Genomic DNA, 14,415 nt, shown 5'->3' with positions numbered 1-14,415 from the left:
CCCCAGGGCGTACGCGGCTCAGGGATGGCGACGTTCCCCCGTCCGTGCCGGTGCTTGATGCTATCGAGCCCACCACGTACGACCGACCGCCTCTCGCCGAGCGTGAAACGGATCACCCATTCGAGCGAAGGAAACGAGGTTTAAGGGTTTGCGCCACATGTCCCCCGCGGCGCCGGGGATTTGAACGGACCCGGCCGGAGGAAACCGCAGATCCGAGCGTCCGCAGCCCGCGCCGGCCTTGCTCTGCCAGGTCAGCGGAGGGCGCTTTCCAGCCACTCGGCGTCGATCTCACCCGCGGCGACGATCACGGCGGGCCCGGTCATCTCGATCTCGCCGTCGGGCCGCTCGGTGATGACGAGTCGGCCGCCGGGCAGGTCGACGGTGTAGGTGGCCGGCGTTCCGGTGACGGCCGGGTCGGCACCGTCGCGGCGGGCCGCGGCCACGGCGACCGCACACGCTCCCGTGCCGCACGAGCGGGTCTCGCCGGAGCCGCGCTCGTGCACCCGCATCGCGACGTGCCGGGGGCCGCGGTCGACGACGAACTCGACGTTGACCCCGTCCGGGTAAGCGGTCGCGGGGCTCACCGGCGGCGCGGCGTACAGGTCGCCCGCGTGTGCGAGGTCGTCGACGAAGGCCACCGCGTGCGGATTGCCCATGTTCACGTTGCGCGCGGTCCAGCTGCGCTCGTCGACCGTCACCGTGACGTCCCCTTCGGGGAGGCGGGCGCGGCCCATGGCGACGGTGACGTCACCGTCCTTGGCGATGTGGACGGGCTTCACGCCCGCGCGCGTGGCGATCGCGAGGTCACCTCCGCCCACGTGCCCGGCGTACTGGAGGTAGCGCGCGAACACCCGGACCCCGTTGCCGCACATCTCGGCGACCGAGCCGTCGCCGTTGCGGTAGTCCATGAACCATTCGGCCTCGGCGGCCATGTGCCTGGCCTCCGGGTGCGCCGCGGACCGCACGACGTGCAGCACGCCGTCACCGCCGATACCGGCCCGGCGGTCGCACAGGGCGGCGACGGCGGCCGGGGACAGCTCGATGGCGTTCTCGGGGTCGGGGACGATCACGAAGTCGTTCTCGGTGCCGTGACCCTTGAGGAAGGCGATCCTTGTGCTCATTCCTCGAGGGTACGCTCCGCCCGCACGGCCGATGGGAGACGGGGCGGGGGCCGTGTGGAGATGCCTCACGCGCGGTGCCAAGGGCCCCCGTGGAGAGCCTTCATGCGCGGTGCAGGGCCCCGTGGAGAACTTCACGCGCAGTTCCCGGGGTCCGTGCGGGGAAGCTTCAGGCAGTCGCCGCGCCCGGACGGGATCGCTTCAGCGGAGTCTTGCGACCCGCCAGACGGCGAGGATCGCGACCACGGCGACCAGCAGGACGTACCCGAGGACGACACGCCAGTCCGGGCGGCGACCCGAGCCACGGGGCGGCAGGCCCGGCCAGGTGTAGCCCACCCGGCGGGCGGCCATCATGCCCCAGCCGGCCGCGCAGGAGCAGATCAGCAGGCCGAGCATGGCGATGACCGCGCCGCTGTCACCGAAGTCGAAGGCGAGCGGGAAGGCGAACATCAGGGAGCCGACCGCGGAGAGTCCCACGATGGGTGCGAGCTGCCAGATGCGCAGCCGGCGCTGCGGGCGCAGCTCGACCTCGACCTCCGGGCCGCTCGGGTACATCTCCTCGGGCGCGGGTCCGTCGGCCGTCACTCCGCCCACCGCCTCGTCCGGCCCGTCCTCGGTCAGACGGTCCCCGGGGAACCGCTCGTCGGTCAGACGCTCCTCGACGAGGTCGCCGTCGAGGGGACGGTCCTCGGCCGGACGGTCGTCCGGGAGCCGCTCGTCGGTCAGACGGTCCTCGGTCGGACGGTCCGCAGCACGGTCCAGCTCGTCACTCTCCGTGGTGACGTGCTCGGCACCTTGTGCGGTGTCGCGAGGGCCGGCCTCCATCGCCACGCGCCCTCCCAACTAGGACTCCACTTGGTCGATCGAAGCTCGATGATGGCACGGCACCGAAGGCCGGGATGACCGGCGGCGCATCCCGATGCCATCACGTGATCAGGCTGTAACCGGTCGTTCGACCAACGCCAAGGCCTGCTGCGGAAGTTCCCCACGGTCCACCGCGGCCCCACTCAACCAGTGCACCCGGGGGTCGCGCCTGAACCACGAATCCTGGCGGCGCGCGAAGCGTTTGGTGGCGCGGACGGTCTCGGCCCTCGCTTCCGCTTCGGTGCACGTGCCGGTGAGCGCCGCGAGAACCTGCTGGTAGCCGAGGGCGCGTGACGCCGTGCGCCCCTCGCGCAGACCCTGCGCCTCCAGTGCGCGCACCTCGTCCACGAGGCCCGCGTCCCACATCCGGTCGACGCGCCGCGCGATGCGGTCGTCCAGTTCCGGACGGGCCACGTCGACGCCGATCTGCAGGGTGTCGTAGACGGAGTCGTGACCGGGCAGGTTGGCCGTGAAGGGCTGGCCGGTGATCTCGATCACTTCGAGGGCCCGGACGATACGGCGACCGTTGCTCGGCAGGATCGCGCGGGCGGCCTCCGGGTCGGCGGCGGCGAGGCGGGCGTGCAGCGCGCCGGAGCCGCGCAGTGCCAGTTCCTCCTCCAGGCGGGCCCGGACCTCGGGGTCGGTACCGGGGAAGTCCAGGTTGTCGACGGCACCGCGGACGTACAGGCCGGAGCCGCCGACCAGGATCGGCCAGCGGCCGTCGGCGAGCAGCGCGTCGATCCGGGCGCGGGCCAGTTTCTGGTACTCGGCGACCGAGGCGGTGACCGTCACGTCCCAGATGTCCAGCAGGTGGTGCGGGATGCCGCCGCGCTCCTCGGGCGTCAGCTTGGCGGTACCGATGTCCATCCCCCGGTAGAGCTGCATGGAGTCGGCGTTGACGATCTCGCCGCCCAGCTGCTGGGCGAGGAAGACGCCGAGATCGGACTTACCGGCCGCGGTGGGTCCGACGACGGCGATGACGCGGGGGGCGAGGGGTGCACTGCTCACCGCACCAGTTTCGCAAACCTTCTGGCGGGGTCTCGAACGAGTTACGTGACGGTGTACACCCCGGGTCGTTGCCCGGGACGTGGTGCCGCCTGCGGCGGTTGCCGGAAGTGGTGACCCGGGCGGCGCAACCTTACGCACCGGGCAACGCGGGAATTCGCCCGCACGAGTACCGTATGGAGTGGATATGGGCGTTTTTGCACGACTCCTCGGCAGGTCGAAGACGACTCCGGAGGTGTCGGACGTCGCGGCGCAGACCGGCGAGGAGCCGGGCGGAGCCGAGGCGGAGCGGACGGAGAAGCCGGAGAAGTCGAAGAAGCCGGCGGAGTCGGTGGCGTCGGCGGAGTCGGTGGAGTCGGCCGAGGCGAAGGGAGCCGAGGCGGAGGCAGCCGAGGCGGCGGAGGCGCTGGGGACGGACGGGGACGGGCACGCGGAGGTCGCCGCGCGGCCTGACGCCGGAACGGACGACGCGTCCGAGGGTGCCGGGATCCCCCGGCAGCAGTCCGCCGAGGAGGTCGCCGACAGCGAGGCCGGCGAGGGCGCCCGCAGGTAACTGGCCCGCGAGGGAAGGTGGACCATGGGTCTGATGGACAACATGAAGGCCAAGCTCGGCCCGGCCAGGGACAAGGTGTCGGACCTCGCGCGGCAGCACGGGGACAAGGTTCAGCACGGTATCGACAAGGCCGCCAAGGCCGTCGACGAGCGGACCAAGGGCAAGTACAGCGACAAGATCCAGGCGGGCACGGGCAAGGCCAAGGGTGCGATGGACCGCCTCGCGCACAAGGGCGGCCCGGAGGCTCCGGCCGGTGACCCGATGCCCCCCACCCGCCCGGAGGGCCCGCCACCGGCTTCGTGACGCTTCCGCGTGCGGCGGCGCAGCGGAGACCGGCGGTACGGCGATACGGCGGACGGCGGTACGGAGACCGGCGGTACGGCGGACGGTCGCGGAGAGGAACCTCTCCCGGCCGCCCGCCGCCTCATGCGCAGAAGAGTCTGCCCGGACCGGAGCCGAAGGCCGAAGCCCGGAGCCGAAGGCCGGGGGCCGAAGCCCGGAACCCGGAGCCGAAGGCCGGGGGCCGAAGGCCGGAACCCGGAGCCGAAGGCCGGAACCCGGAGCCGAAGGCCGGAACCCGGAGCCGAAGGCCGGAGCACGGAGCCGGAGCCCGGAGCCGAAGGCCGGGGGCTGGGGTCGTCGGGCGAGTGGGGGGTGCCGTGGCCGGTGTCAGGACCAGGTCGCGACCAGGTAGCCCACGCCGTACGGGGCGTCCTCGTACAGCAGGGCGCCGGTGAGGTCGGCATGTTCGGCCGCACCGGCCAGGATCTGCCAGGGGGCGCGGCCGGAGGCCTTCAGTTCGTGGGCCAGCGCGGGGTCCAGGGCGCGCAGGGCCGCCAGGTCCGCCGCGCCGAGCGCCCGTGCCACCTCCGCGTCGAAGGGTGCCGCGCGGTCGTCCAGGTACCCGGGCGCCTTGAGCGTGCGGCAGGCGCTGGCGTCTCCCATCACCAGCAGCGCCACCCGCCCGGCCCGCGCGCCCAGTTCCCTTCCCGTCCCGGCACACCGCTCGGGCGGCAGGGAGGCGTCCACGCCGAGCCCCTCGATCGGGGCGTCGGCCCAGCCGGTGCGCTCCAGCAGCCAGCCGGCGACGGCCAGCGAGGGCGGCAGCTCGGGTCCGGGGACGGGGTGCGGGGCTGCGCCGAGGCGTACGTCCACGTCGACTCCGAACCCGCGGAACGAGCCCGCCGTGCCCTGTGGGAACGAGCCCTGACCGGCCGGGTCGGCGGAGCCGATGACCACCAGCAGGTCCGGGCGGGCGGCGGCGAGCACGCCGAGCGCGTCCGCGCAGGCCGCGCGCGCGGCATCCAGTTCGGGTGCGGCGCCCGCGGCCACCTCGGGTACGAGCAGCGGAGGGCAGGGCAGGACGGCTGCGGCGACAAGCATGATCGGCAGGGTAACCCGAGCAAACCGCGCGTCACGCCCCGGTCGGCGCGTCCGCCCGGTACGCCGCGTTCGGCGTGACCTTCTGGTGCACCTCGGTCCACACGTCCGTCCGGCACGCTGCATCGGCGCACCGGCCTGACACCCTTCTGCCGGCGGATCCGTCCGGCACCCCTCTGCCGGCAGGTCCGACCGGCGTCCATCGGCACGCCCGCCCCGCACGCACCGCCATCAGCGCACCCACCGATCGCTCACCACCCGCGCGCCCACCCGCACGCACCCCAGCAGCGCACCCACCCGACCACTCACCATCTGCACACCCACCAGTCGCTCACCACCGGCGCGCCCACCCGCACGCACCCCAGCAGCGCACCCACCCGACCACTCACCATCAGCGCACCCACCGATCACTCACCACCGGCGCGCACCGGCGCGCCCACCCGCACGCACCCCCGCGGGGTACGACCGGCGAACGTGTTCTCCGCACGCGATGCCGTGGGCGGCGGTCCTCAGACCCGGACGGGCGGCAGCGGGGGCGCCCCGCCTCAGTCGCAGCCGCAACCGGTCGTGGCCGCCGGCAGCGGGGCCGGGACGCCGATCTTCGGGAGGCCGAGCATGACGCCCGCCGGCTTGGCGGCCTCCGCGGCGTTGCGCTTCTCCCAGGCGTCGCCCGCGCGCGTACGGCGTACCCCGAGGACGGGGCCCTCGGCGAGGAGGTGGTGCGGGGCGGCGTAGGTGACCTCGACCGTGACGACGTCGCCGGGGCGCACCTCCTGCTCCGGCTTGGTGAAGTGGACCAGGCGGTTGTCGGGGGCACGGCCGGACAGGCGGTGGGTGGCACCGTCCTTGCGGCCCTCGCCCTCGGCGACCATCAGCTCCAGCGTGCGGCCGACCTGCTTCTTGTTCTCCTCCCAGGAGATCTCCTCCTGGAGCGCGACCAGCCGCTCGTAGCGCGCCTGGACGACCGCCTTGGGGATCTGGTCCTCCATGGTCGCGGCGGGGGTGCCGGGGCGCTTGGAGTACTGGAAGGTGAAGGCCTGGGCGAAGCGGGCCTCGCGGACGACGTGCAGCGTCTGCTCGAAGTCCTCCTCCGTCTCGCCGGGGAAGCCCACGATGATGTCGGTGGTGATCGCGGCGTGCGGGATGGCGGCGCGCACCTTCTCGATGATCCCGAGGTAGCGCTCCTGGCGGTACGAGCGGCGCATCGCCTTCAGGACCGTGTCCGAACCGGACTGCAGCGGCATGTGCAGCTGCGGCATCACGTTGGGGGTCTCGGCCATGGCCGCGATCACGTCGTCGGTGAAGTCGCGCGGGTGCGGGGAGGTGAAGCGGACCCGCTCCAGGCCCTCGATGTTCCCGCAGGCGCGCAGCAGCTTGCTGAAGGCCTCGCGGTCGCCGATGTCGGAGCCGTAGGCGTTGACGTTCTGGCCGAGCAGCGTGATCTCGGAGACGCCCTCGGCGACCAGCGTCTCGACCTCGGCGAGGATGTCGCCGGGGCGGCGGTCCTTCTCCTTGCCGCGCAGGGCCGGGACGATGCAGAAGGTACAGGTGTTGTTGCAGCCGACGGAGATCGACACCCAGGCCGCGTAGGCGCTCTCGCGTCGGGTCGGCAGCGTGGAGGGGAAGGCCTCCAGGGACTCGGCGATCTCGACCTGCGCCTCCTCCTGGACGCGGGCGCGCTCCAGCAGGACGGGCAGCTTGCCGATGTTGTGCGTGCCGAAGACGACGTCCACCCAGGGCGCCTTCTTCACGATGGTGTCGCGGTCCTTCTGTGCGAGACAGCCGCCGACCGCGATCTGCATCCCGGGGTGCGAGGCCTTCTTCGGCGCGAGGCGGCCGAGGTTGCCGTAGAGCCGGTTGTCGGCGTTCTCGCGGACCGCGCAGGTGTTGAAGACCACCACGTCGGCGTCGCCGTCGGAGCCCTCGGGCGCGCGCACGTAACCGGCGTCCTCGAGCAGGCCGGCCAATCGCTCGGAGTCGTGGACGTTCATCTGGCACCCGTAGGTGCGGATCTCGTAACTCTTGGGGGAGGGAACGTCCACTGCCGGGCTCCGGTCGCTGCTGCTGGTCATGCATCAAGGGTAGGCGGTCCCTCGGACAGCCCCTGCCGCCGATCCTCGGGGGGCGGGATGCGTGGGGCACCCGTCGGAATCCGGGCGGGGCGCTGTGGCGGCCGGGATGCTGAGGCGGCGGCGGAAACCCGGTGGAGGAGGCCGCCCCGCTGTGCCTAAGGTCGCCGAATGAGTACGCGAACCTTCCGTATCACCGTCCGTGGCGTCTTCGACTCCCTCACCGAGGCGCAGCGTGCCGCTCTGCTGGCCGACGCCGCCGAACACGACGCCCTGCGCGCCGCCTACACCGCCGAGGGCACCCTCACCTACGACATCGCCGCCCGGCCCGCCTTCGTCTTCCGCTTCTCCGCCGCCGGCGAGGAAGAGGAGGACATCCTCGACGCCACCGAGCAGGCCGAGGAGGCGGCGAAGGCCTGGCTGAACGAGGGCGGCTACGGCTTCAAGCGCCTGCGGAGCACTGCCGAGGACCTCTCCCTGGCCCCCCTGAGCAAGCGTCAGCGCCGCGCCGCCCGTTCTCACGGCGCATAAACTTGAGTAGTCAAGGAGATCGCAAGGGATTCGGGGGTGCGCGGGCATGAGTGAGGCCCTGGACGCGTCGCTGCGGCTGGTACGGGCCCAGGCCGCGCTCGTTCGCCGGTTCGACGCGCGGCTCGGCGGGCTGCACGGTGTCAGCCTCGCCGACTTCACCCTGCTGCTCCGGCTGGGGCAGGCACCCGGCGGCCGGATGCGCCGGGTCGACCTGGCCGACGCGCTGGGGCTGACCGCCTCCGGGGTCACACGCGGGCTGGCTCCGCTGGAGCGGATCGGGCTGGTGACCCGCGAGCGGGACGTCCGGGACGCGCGCGTGGCCTACGCAGCGCTGACCGGGACCGGTCGGCAGCGACTGGCGGAGATGCTGGCCACGGCGGAGGAGACCGCCGCCGAGGTCTTCGCCGGCGGGGCGTGGGGACCGGAGGACATCGCGCTGCTCGCGGACCTGCTGACCCGGCTGGGCGGCACGGGCCTGACGGACCGCTGAGCCTCTCCACCCGTCAACTCACCGTGGTACAGGTCACGTTGGGTTGTGGCCGGATTGTGCAGGGGTCTGCACGCGATCATGGCAAGCTCATGGCCGTCATCGAGTTACCGGCCGGTTCTACCTGCGAGTAGACCCTGTTCTCCGGTACCTCTCTGCCACCCCCCACTCTCACAGGACAGACCTTGCGCAGACGCATGAGGCACAGACGTGCCCTGCTGCCCGCTTTCGCCGTGACCTCTCTGTTCCTCGCGGCAGCCTGTTCCTCGGCCTCGCCGCAGGCCGAGGAACAGCCGGCCGCCGGACACGCCCGGCAGATCCAGGCCGACGCCCGGACCACCGACGGCACGGACCACTCGCTCGCCGTCGCAGCCGCTCCCAAGACCACCGCGACGGCGACGGCCAGCCCGGCCGGACCCGGGCGGCAGGCCCACAAGAGCCCGCTCGCCATCAGCGCCTACGACAGCCACACGCGGCGGGCCGTCCTCTCCGACAAGCCGAAGGGCAAGGGGAGTTCATCAGGTTCACCCAGCTCTTCCGCCGGCGCTTCCGCCACCGCCTCGCCCAGTGCCCCGCACCGGGCCGCGGTGGGCGACGTGATCGCCAGCGCGCCCGCGCCCGGCGCTCCGCACGGGCTGCTCGCGAAGGTCACCAAGGTGGTCGGCGAGACCGACGGCGGCACGGAGGTGCAGACCGAACCCGCCACGCTCAACGCGCTGCTGGGCGACGACACGGCGAAGGGTGCCGTGCCGGTCGACCCGTCCTCCTTCGCGGTGGACAAGCTGTTGCCCGATGTGAAGGTGTCCTGGTCGAAGGCCGGTGACGTGCACGCCGGACCCAAGGGTGCGACGGTGCCGCTGGGCAGCCTCCGGCTGGACGTGAGCGCCTCGGTGCCGACGGCCGAGGGCGCCCCGGCCTCGGCCACCGCATCGGTGAACGGCTTCGTCCAGGTCGCCCCGCAGGTCGACTTCTCCTACGGCGGCGCCGGGACGGACGCGCCGCCCGGCTCCGCGTACCTCGGTGTGTCCGGCGACTGGTCCTCCGGCTGGGCGGTCAGGGGACGGGCGGCCGCGGCCACCGGCACCCCCTTGCGGATCCCGTTCGCCAAGCTGCACGCCGACCCCGTGCTGCAGGTCGGCCCGGTCCCCGTCGTCGTCAACCTCGATCTGACCTGCTACTTCCAGATCAGCGCCGACGGCCGCGTCACCGTCGACGTCGAACAGAGCCTGAAGGGCGACTTCAAGGCGGGCGGCACCTTCGGCCTGGCCCGGGGATGGACCCCGGTCAGCTCCTCGAACATGACCAGCACACCGGTGCGTGCCTCCCTCACCACCGCCGGCAGCGTGAAGACCTCGCTCGGCGCCGAGGCCACGGTCGGCCTCTACGGCGCCGTCGGCGTCACCGCCGACCTGGCCCCGTACCTGCGCGGCGAGGCCTCCGGCACCGTCACCGCCGCCACCGACGGCAGCGCGCCCAAGGCGGAGGGCACCTGGGGCGTGTACGGCGGCGTCGATCTGTCCGGCACCCTGCGGCTCCAGTTGTCGATCTTCGGCACACCGGTCATCCAGCGCTCCATTCCCCTGGGCAGCCTGCACCGCGAGTGGAAACTGGCGGGCGGCTCACTGTCCTCGTAGGCACCGGCACCGGTGTCAGGCCGCGCCGCCCGGTGCCCAGCCCTGGCGGCGCAGCACGGCCGACACGTCCGGCGCCCGGTAGTGGTCCCCCTTGAGGACCTTGCCGTCGGCCCGGCGGGCGATCTGCCCGTCCGGGCCGCGCTTGCTCATGTTGGCGTGATGGATCTCGGCGATCACCTCGTCGAGGTCGATGCCGTGGACCAGGGCCGTGCCGTACGCCACGTACACCACGTCGGCCAGCTCGTGCGCGAGCCGGTCGAGTGGCCCCCCGACCGCGACCTCGGCGACCTCGGCGGCCTCCTCCGCGAGCAGTTCCCCGCGCTGCGCGGCCAGTTCGGCGTCCACCTCCGTCGGCGTACTGCGGGCGTCGAGGCCGAAGGCACGGTGGAACTCACGGACGAGGTCGGCGGGCGAAGAACTCATACGGCGACCCTAGCGGCCGCCACTGACAACGCCCGGCCGCCCGCCGAACCGGCCCGGAGTGACCCCGGCCCTGGTCAGGGTGGCGCGCCGCCTGGCAGGATCGCCGCATGTCCCAGGTCTTCCCCCGAATCAGCAGGCGTCGGGCTCTGCAGGGCGCAACCGCCGGTGTCGTGGCCCTCGGGCTGCTGCTGTGGTGGCTGCTGCCCCTGGGCGAGAAGCCGCCGAGCGGCACGATCGTGTTCAGCACCGGTTCGTCCCGCGGGGTCTACCAGGAGTACGGCGAACGGCTGCGCACCGAGCTGGGCAGGGACATGCCGGGCCTGAAGGTGAAGCTGCTCACCAGCGCCGGTTCCCAGCAGAACGTCCAGCGGGTGGCCACCGGGAAGGCCGACTTCACCATCGCGGCGGCCGACGCGGTGGCGGCGTACGAACTGCGGCACGGCAGCGGTGCCGGACGGCTGCGCGGTGTGGCCCGGCTCTACGACGACTACGTGCATCTCATCGTGCCCCGCGGTTCGGACATCCAGAGCGTCGCAGACCTGCGGCACAAGCGGGTGGCGACCGGGCTGCCCGATTCCGGGGTGCGGCTGATCGCCGACCGGGTGCTCCGCTCCGCCGGGATCGACCCGCGCAAGGACATCACCCCGGTGGCGGACGGCATCGACATCGGCCCCGCGCGGCTGCAGGAAGGGAAGATCGACGCCTTCTTCTGGTCGGGCGGCCTGCCCACCAAAGGGCTGACCGGGCTGGCGAAGGAGGCCGCGTTCCGGTTCGTGCCGATCGACGACGCCCTCATCACCAGGCTGCACTCCGAGGGCGAGGGGGCGCGCTACTACCGGGCCACCAACATCCCGGAGTCGGCGTACCCGCACGTGCAGTTGGGCGCTCAGGTGCCCACCATCGCGGTGTCCAACCTGCTGATGACCCGGGCGGACATGGATCCCCGGCTGACCGAATGGGTGACCCGTACGGTGATCAACAGCCGCGACGGCATCGGCGCCCACGTCCACTCCGCCCAGCTGGTGGACCTGCGCACCGCCATCTACACCGACCCGCTGCCCCTGCAGGAGGGCGCCCGGCGCTACTACCGGTCGATGAAGCCCTAGGAATCGCCTCCCCCTGCCGGACGAGCCTGCGGACCGTGGGCCTAGAGGGCGCCCGGCGAACCCGTCCCGGTCCGGCCGTGCCGCGGCACCGTGACCGTCACCCGCAAGCCCCGTGGCTCGTGGTGGGCGTAGTCGATCGAGCCGCCGGCCGCCGCGAGCAGGGCACGGCTGATGGACAGTCCCAGGCCCGAGCCCTTCACGTTCTGGTGCCGTCCGCTGCGCCAGAAACGGTCGCCCACGCGCGCGAGTTCCTCGTCGGTGAGTCCGGGGCCGGTGTCCGTGACGACGACCGTCGAGGTGTCGCCGTCGGCGGAGACGGTCACCTCCACCGTGCCGCCCTCCGGGGTGAACTTCACGGCGTTGTCGATCACCGCGTCCAGGGCGCTGGACAGGGCTATCGGGTCCGCCCAGGCGGTGGTGGGCGGGCAGTCCCCGGTCAGCCGGACGCCCTGAGCGTCGGCGGCCGGTGTCCAGGCGGCAACCCGCTCCTCGGCGAGCGCACCGACGTCGGTCAGCTCCAGGTCGGCCTCGGCGTGCTCGGCCAGGGCGAGGTCGAGCAGGTCGTCCAGCACCTGCGCGAGCCGCTTGCCCTCGGTGCGGACCGAGGCGATCTCCGCGTTGTCCTCGGGGAGTTCCAGAGCCAGCAGTTCGATGCGCAGCAGCAGCGCCGCGAGCGGGTTGCGCAGCTGGTGCGAGGCGTCGGCGACGAAGGCGCGCTGCTGCTCCAGCACGGCCTCGACGTTGTCCGCCATCTCGTTGAACGAGCGGGCCAGACGTCTGAGTTCCGGCGGTCCTCCGGCTGCCGCCACCCGGGACTTCAGGCGCCCGGTGGCGATGTCGTGGGTGGTGGCGTCCAGGACCCGTACCGGCCTGAGCACCCAGCCGGTCAGCCGCAGTGCCGCGCCGACGGCGAGCAGCATGGCCGCGATCTCGCCGGCCCCGATGAACAGCCAGCCGCGCAGGATCCGGGACCGTACCTGCCCGGTGGGCGAGTCGGTGACCACGACCGCCACGACGTCCCCGTCCCGGATCACCGGCGAAGCGACGATCAGCCGGCCGCGCTGCCAGGGCCACACCTGTCGCGGGTCGTGGCTGCGCCGGCTGAGCAGCGCCTCGTCGAACGCGCGGCGGAACTCCCCCGTCGGCGGTACGAACCAGTCGCCGGGTGCGTTGGCCATCGCCGAGCCGTTGCGGTAGAAGACGCCCGCGCGGATGCCGTAGACGCCGTAGTAGCTCTGCAGTTCGCTGCGCAGCGTCTCCCAGCGCTCGTCCGTGGGCGTGAGCTGGGGGCCGCCCGGCCCGTCGGTGACGAACTGGGCGAGCGCCGCGAAGCGTGCCGTGTCGTCGATCCGGTCGACGACGACCCGCTGCTGCTGGGCGGCGGCCACGCTGACGGCGAGCGGGACGCCGAGCGCGAGCAGCACGGCGGCCAGCAGGACGATGAGGAGCGGGAGAAGGCGTGTGCGCACCCGTCCCCGCTAGGCGGCCGGGGCGACGAGCCGGTAGCCGACGCCGCGTACGGTCTCGATCAGCGCGGGCATGCGCAGTTTGGCGCGCAGGGAGGCGACGTGCACCTCCAGGGTGCGGCCGGTGCCCTCCCAACTGGTGCGCCAGACCTCGCTGATGATCTGTTCCCGCCGGAAGACGACTCCCGGCCGCTGGGCGAGCAGGGCCAGCAGATCGAACTCCTTGCGGGTCAGCTGGATCACGGCGCCGTCCACGCTGACCTGCCGAGTGGGCAGTTCGATGCGCATGGAACCGAGGTGCAGGGCGCTGTCTCCGCCGGTCACGGCGTCCTCGTGGACGCTGCGCCGGCTGACGGCGTGGATCCTGGCGAGGAGTTCCCCGGTGTCGTAGGGCTTCACGACGTAGTCGTCGGCGCCCAGGTTGAGCCCGTGGATGCGGGAGCGGACGTCGGAGCGCGCGGTGACCATGATCACCGGGGTGCTGGTGCGCTTGCGGATCTTGCCGCAGACCTCGTAGCCGTCCTGGTCGGGCAGACCGAGGTCGAGCAGGACGACCCCGAAGTTGGCGCCCTCGGGGACGAGTGCCTGGAGGGCTTCCTCGCCGCTGCGCGCGTGGGTGACGTGAAAGCCGTGTCGCGCGAGCACGGCCGACAGGGCCGCGGCGACGTGGTTGTCGTCCTCGACGAGCAGCAGTCTCATCCCGGCCCCCTCCGGTTCAGCGGTCGTACGGTCTCGGTTTCCGTCCGGCTTGTAGATCGCGGGCACGCGCGCGTGCACCATGGCAGTGACGCCGATGGATAAGGACGGCGTCAAGAGGGTTCGGGTTGCCCGCCACTTCCGTTACCCGGCCGATACGCGCGCAGGTGACAAGTGCTACGACACGTGTCCGTTTGCTATCGGATCGTGATGCTCAGATCTCCCTCAGATGTGATGACGCAGGTCACAGCCCCTCACTACTGTCCTCGGAAACCCGAGGAGGACGGAGCCTGAGAGCGATGACCAATGTATCGGTGGCCAAGGAAGACGTGGCCACGTCCGACGAACTGGTCGTCCTGAGGAGCGTCAACAAGCACTTCGGCGCGTTGCACGTGCTCCAGGACATCGACCTGACGATCGCCCGCGGCGAGGTCGTCGTGGTCATCGGGCCCTCCGGGTCCGGAAAGTCGACCCTGTGCCGCACCATCAACCGCCTGGAGACGATCGACTCCGGCACGATCACGATCGACGGCAAGCCCCTGCCGCACGAGGGCCGCGAGCTGGCCCGGCTGCGGGCCGACGTCGGCATGGTGTTCCAGTCGTTCAACCTCTTCGCGCACAAGACCGTGCTCGAGAACGTGATGCTGGGCCAGGTCAAGGTCCGCAAGGCGGACAAGAAGCAGGCCGAGGAGAAGGCGCGGGCCCTGCTGGACCGGGTCGGCGTGGGCACCCAGGCCGACAAGTACCCCGCCCAGCTGTCGGGCGGCCAGCAGCAGCGGGTCGCGATCGCGCGGGCACTGGCGATGGACCCGAAGGTCATGCTCTTCGACGAGCCGACCTCCGCCCTCGACCCCGAGATGATCAACGAGGTCCTCGAGGTCATGCAGCAGCTCGCCCGTGAGGGCATGACGATGATCGTCGTCACCCACGAGATGGGCTTCGCACGATCGGCTGCAAATCGCGTCGTCTTCATGGCCGACGGCCGGATCGTCGAACAGGCTGCGCCCGACCAGTTCTTCAGCAACCCGCGCAGCGACCGGGCCAAGGACTTCCTGTCGAAGATCCTGCACCACTGACCGCGCT

General features: G+C 72.1%; 15 protein-coding genes. 7 read left to right on the top strand and 8 right to left on the bottom strand.

The features are described 5' to 3' along the window. Positions 1-251: 251 nt before the first annotated feature. The 3 genes from dapF to miaA all read right to left on the bottom strand — a co-directional run bounded on the left by dapF (position 252) and on the right by miaA (position 2,990). The gene (gene dapF, locus JK359_RS24680) at positions 252-1,121 is read right to left on the bottom strand and encodes a diaminopimelate epimerase (protein WP_201839726.1); all 870 of its coding nucleotides are present in this window, start codon (positions 1,119-1,121) and stop codon (positions 252-254) included. Between the two features lie 198 nt (positions 1,122-1,319). Further along, positions 1,320-1,943, bottom strand: coding sequence for a hypothetical protein (locus JK359_RS24675; protein WP_201840012.1), 624 nt, complete (start codon positions 1,941-1,943; stop codon positions 1,320-1,322). A gap of 108 nt (positions 1,944-2,051) precedes the next feature. Then, complete coding sequence (miaA, locus tag JK359_RS24670) at positions 2,052-2,990, bottom strand: tRNA (adenosine(37)-N6)-dimethylallyltransferase MiaA (RefSeq protein WP_201839723.1); 939 nt, start codon at positions 2,988-2,990, stop codon at positions 2,052-2,054. A 184-nt stretch (positions 2,991-3,174) separates the two neighbouring features. Here miaA and JK359_RS24665 point away from each other — a divergent pair, with 184 nt between their 5' ends. Beyond that, positions 3,175-3,540, top strand: coding sequence for a hypothetical protein (locus JK359_RS24665; protein WP_201839721.1), 366 nt, complete (start codon positions 3,175-3,177; stop codon positions 3,538-3,540). Positions 3,541-3,564: 24 nt separating this feature from the next. Continuing rightward, positions 3,565-3,843 (top strand): antitoxin, encoded by a 279-nt coding sequence (locus tag JK359_RS24660; protein ID WP_201839719.1) that lies wholly within the window; start codon positions 3,565-3,567, stop codon positions 3,841-3,843. Positions 3,844-4,209: 366 nt separating this feature from the next. Here the strand turns inward: JK359_RS24660 and JK359_RS24655 are convergent, their stop codons facing one another. Continuing rightward, positions 4,210-4,923, bottom strand: coding sequence for a class III extradiol dioxygenase subunit B-like domain-containing protein (locus tag JK359_RS24655; RefSeq protein WP_201839718.1), 714 nt, complete (start codon positions 4,921-4,923; stop codon positions 4,210-4,212). A 542-nt stretch (positions 4,924-5,465) separates the two neighbouring features. Beyond that, a complete protein-coding gene (gene miaB, locus JK359_RS24650; protein WP_201839716.1) occupies positions 5,466-6,992 on the bottom strand; it encodes a tRNA (N6-isopentenyl adenosine(37)-C2)-methylthiotransferase MiaB in 1,527 nt (508 codons plus the stop codon). Between the two features lie 168 nt (positions 6,993-7,160). Here miaB and JK359_RS24645 point away from each other — a divergent pair, with 168 nt between their 5' ends. The 3 genes from JK359_RS24645 to JK359_RS24635 all read left to right on the top strand — a co-directional run bounded on the left by JK359_RS24645 (position 7,161) and on the right by JK359_RS24635 (position 9,641). Next, positions 7,161-7,520 carry a DUF6204 family protein gene (locus tag JK359_RS24645; protein WP_201839708.1) on the top strand — a complete coding sequence of 120 codons (360 nt, stop codon included), beginning with the start codon at positions 7,161-7,163 and terminating at the stop codon, positions 7,518-7,520. 46 nt (positions 7,521-7,566) lie between these two features. Beyond that, a complete protein-coding gene (locus tag JK359_RS24640; protein ID WP_201839706.1) occupies positions 7,567-8,010 on the top strand; it encodes a MarR family winged helix-turn-helix transcriptional regulator in 444 nt (147 codons plus the stop codon). 194 nt (positions 8,011-8,204) lie between these two features. Beyond that, positions 8,205-9,641 (top strand): hypothetical protein, encoded by a 1,437-nt coding sequence (locus JK359_RS24635; protein WP_201839696.1) that lies wholly within the window; start codon positions 8,205-8,207, stop codon positions 9,639-9,641. A 15-nt stretch (positions 9,642-9,656) separates the two neighbouring features. Here the strand turns inward: JK359_RS24635 and JK359_RS24630 are convergent, their stop codons facing one another. Then, positions 9,657-10,064 (bottom strand): pyrophosphohydrolase domain-containing protein, encoded by a 408-nt coding sequence (locus JK359_RS24630; protein ID WP_201839694.1) that lies wholly within the window; start codon positions 10,062-10,064, stop codon positions 9,657-9,659. A gap of 107 nt (positions 10,065-10,171) precedes the next feature. On the opposite strand from JK359_RS24630, the gene JK359_RS24625 reads away from it, so the two are divergent. After that, positions 10,172-11,170: a TAXI family TRAP transporter solute-binding subunit gene (locus JK359_RS24625; protein WP_201839691.1), complete on the top strand. Its 999-nt coding sequence runs from the start codon at positions 10,172-10,174 to the stop codon at positions 11,168-11,170. 41 nt (positions 11,171-11,211) lie between these two features. Here the strand turns inward: JK359_RS24625 and JK359_RS24620 are convergent, their stop codons facing one another. Together JK359_RS24620 and JK359_RS24615 are read right to left on the bottom strand one after the other, a co-directional pair. Continuing rightward, positions 11,212-12,639 (bottom strand): sensor histidine kinase, encoded by a 1,428-nt coding sequence (locus JK359_RS24620; protein WP_201839688.1) that lies wholly within the window; start codon positions 12,637-12,639, stop codon positions 11,212-11,214. Between the two features lie 9 nt (positions 12,640-12,648). Then, positions 12,649-13,335, bottom strand: coding sequence for a response regulator transcription factor (locus JK359_RS24615; protein ID WP_201839685.1), 687 nt, complete (start codon positions 13,333-13,335; stop codon positions 12,649-12,651). Positions 13,336-13,631: 296 nt separating this feature from the next. On the opposite strand from JK359_RS24615, the gene JK359_RS24610 reads away from it, so the two are divergent. Next, entirely contained in the window at positions 13,632-14,408 is a 777-nt protein-coding gene (locus JK359_RS24610) for an amino acid ABC transporter ATP-binding protein (RefSeq protein WP_201839683.1), read from the top strand. The last annotated feature ends 7 nt before the right edge of the window (positions 14,409-14,415 follow it).

This window comes from Streptomyces actinomycinicus (assembly GCF_016741775.1).
Classification (GTDB): domain Bacteria; phylum Actinomycetota; class Actinomycetes; order Streptomycetales; family Streptomycetaceae; genus Streptomyces; species Streptomyces actinomycinicus.
This window is presented reverse-complemented; position numbering and strand designations above follow the sequence as displayed.